The 2,500-nt window shown below is 59.3% G+C and carries 1 rRNA gene; it reads left to right on the top strand.

Annotated elements, in window-relative coordinates:
- Positions 1 to 18: 18 nt before the first annotated feature.
- Positions 19 to 2,500 (top strand): 23S ribosomal RNA (locus VKV18_RS03085); the annotation flags it as partial.

Below are 2,500 nucleotides of genomic sequence, written 5' to 3'. Positions count from 1 at the left end.
TCCGTGCATGGGGGCGTTCTTGAGCGCGAGAAGGGCATTCGGTGGATGCCTTGGCACCAGGAGGCGATGAAGGACGTGGCACGCTGCGAAAAGCCACGGGGAGCCGCGAGCAGGCGTTGATCCGTGGATGTCCGAATGGGGCAACCCACCCAGCGATGGGTATCCTCACATGAATCCATAGTGTGGGGAGGCGAACCCGGGGAACTGAAACATCTCAGTATCCGGAGGAACAGACATCAAACGAGATTCCGCGAGTAGTGGCGAGCGAAAGCGGAGGAGGCCAGTGGCCATCGAGAGGGAAGCAGAACGGCCTGGAACGGCCGGCCGGAGCGGGTGACAGCCCCGTATGCGTCAAGCCTCGATGGTCCTTGAGTAAGGCGGGACACGAGCAATCCTGTCTGAAGACGGGGGGACCACCCTCCAAGCCTAAATACTCCCTGGTGACCGATAGTGAACGAGTACCGTGAGGGAAAGGTGAAAAGCACCCCGAAAGGGGAGTGAAAGAGACCTGAAACCGGATGCCTACAAGCAGTCGGAGCGGCCGAGATACGCGAGTATTGGTGCCGTGACGGCGTACCTTTTGTATAATGGGTCAGCGAGTTTCCGTTCGCGGCGAGCTTAAGCCGTTAGGCGAAGGCGCAGCGAAAGCGAGTCTGAAACGGGCGTAGTTCTGCCGCGCTTGCGCGGTGGGGCGTTTCAGTCGCGGGCGGAAGACCCGAAACCGAGTGATCTAGCCATGGCCAGGCTGAAGGCAGGGTAACACCTGCTGGAGGGCCGAACCCACGCCTGTTGAAAAAGTCGGGGATGAGCTGTGGCTAGGGGTGAAAGGCCAATCAAACTCGGAAATAGCTGGTTCTCCGCGAAATCTATTGAGGTAGAGCGTCGCGTGTTTGCCCGCGGGGGTAGAGCACTGGATGGGCTAGGGGGGCCCAAAGCCTTACCAAACCTAACCAAACTCCGAATACCGCGGAGCATAGCGCGGCAGACAGACGGCGGGTGCTAAGGTCCGTCGTCGAGAGGGAAACAGCCCAGACCATCAGCTAAGGTCCCCAAATGATGGCTAAGTGGGAAAGGATGTGGGAATTCCAAAACAACCAGGAGGTTGGCTTAGAAGCAGCCATCCTTTAAAGAAAGCGTAATAGCTCACTGGTCTAACAGAAATCCTGCGCCGAAAATGTAACGGGGCTTAAGCCATCTACCGAAGCTATGGGCGCGTGGAAACACGTGCGGTAGCGGAGCGTTGTCTATGCCTGCGAAGCCGGACCCGCGAGGGCTGGTGGAGGTATGACAAGTGCGAATGCTGACATGAGTAGCGACAAACAGCGTGAGAAACGCTGTCGCCGGAAGTCCAAGGGTTCCTGCGCAAGGTTAATCCGCGCAGGGTGAGCCGGCCCCTAAGGCGAGGGCGAAAGCCGTAGTCGATGGGAACCAGGTCAACATTCCTGGGCCTGCTGGAAGTGACGAACGGGAAGGCGTGTGCGGGCTTATCGGATTGCCCGTGCTGCGGCCCCGTTCCGGGAAACAGCTCCAGCATCAAGACCGTACCCGAAACCGACACAGGTGGACTGGTAGAGCATACCGAGGCGCTTGAGAGAACGATGCCGAAGGAACTAGGCAAATTGCTCGCGTAACTTCGGGATAAGCGAGACCCCTGTGTGGGCAACCATGCGGGGGTGGCACAGAGCAGGGGGTGGCGACTGTTTAGTAAAAACACAGGGCTCTGCGAAGTCGAGAGACGACGTATAGGGTCTGACGCCTGCCCGGTGCCGGAAGGTTAAGGGGAGGGGTGCAAGCTCCGAACCGAAGCCCCGGTAAACGGCGGCCGTAACTATAACGGTCCTAAGGTAGCGAAATTCCTTGTCGGGTAAGTTCCGACCTGCACGAATGGCGTAACGACTTCCCCACTGTCTCCGGCATCGGCTCAGCGAAATTGAATTCCCCGTGAAGATGCGGGGTACCCGCGGTCAGACGGAAAGACCCTATGAACCTTTACTGCAGCTTTGCAGTGGCATCAGGAGGGCTCTGTGTAGGATAGGTGGGAGGCTGTGAAGCCGGGGCGCCAGCTCCGGGGGAGCCGACCTTGAAATACCACCCTGAGCTCTTCTGGTGTCTAACCGCGGCCGGTCATCCCGGTCCGGGACCCTGCATGGCGGGCAGTTTGACTGGGGCGGTCGCCTCCCAAAAGGTAACGGAGGCGCGCGATGGTGGGCTCAGGCCGGTCGGACATCGGCTGTTGCGTGCAATGGCATAAGCCCGCCTGACTGCGAGAGCGACGGCTCGAGCAGAGACGAAAGTCGGCCATAGTGATCCGGTGGTCCCGCGTGGAAGGGCCATCGCTCAACGGATAAAAGGTACTCTAGGGATAACAGGCTGATCTCCCCCAAGAGTCCACATCGACGGGGAGGTTTGGCACCTCGATGTCGGCTCATCACATCCTGGGGCTGGAGCAGGTCCCAAGGGTTCGGCTGTTCGCCGATTAAAGTGGTACGTGAGCTGGGTT

This window comes from Chthonomonas sp. (assembly GCF_035294505.1).
GTDB lineage: Bacteria > Armatimonadota > Chthonomonadetes > Chthonomonadales > Chthonomonadaceae > Chthonomonas.
This window is presented reverse-complemented; position numbering and strand designations above follow the sequence as displayed.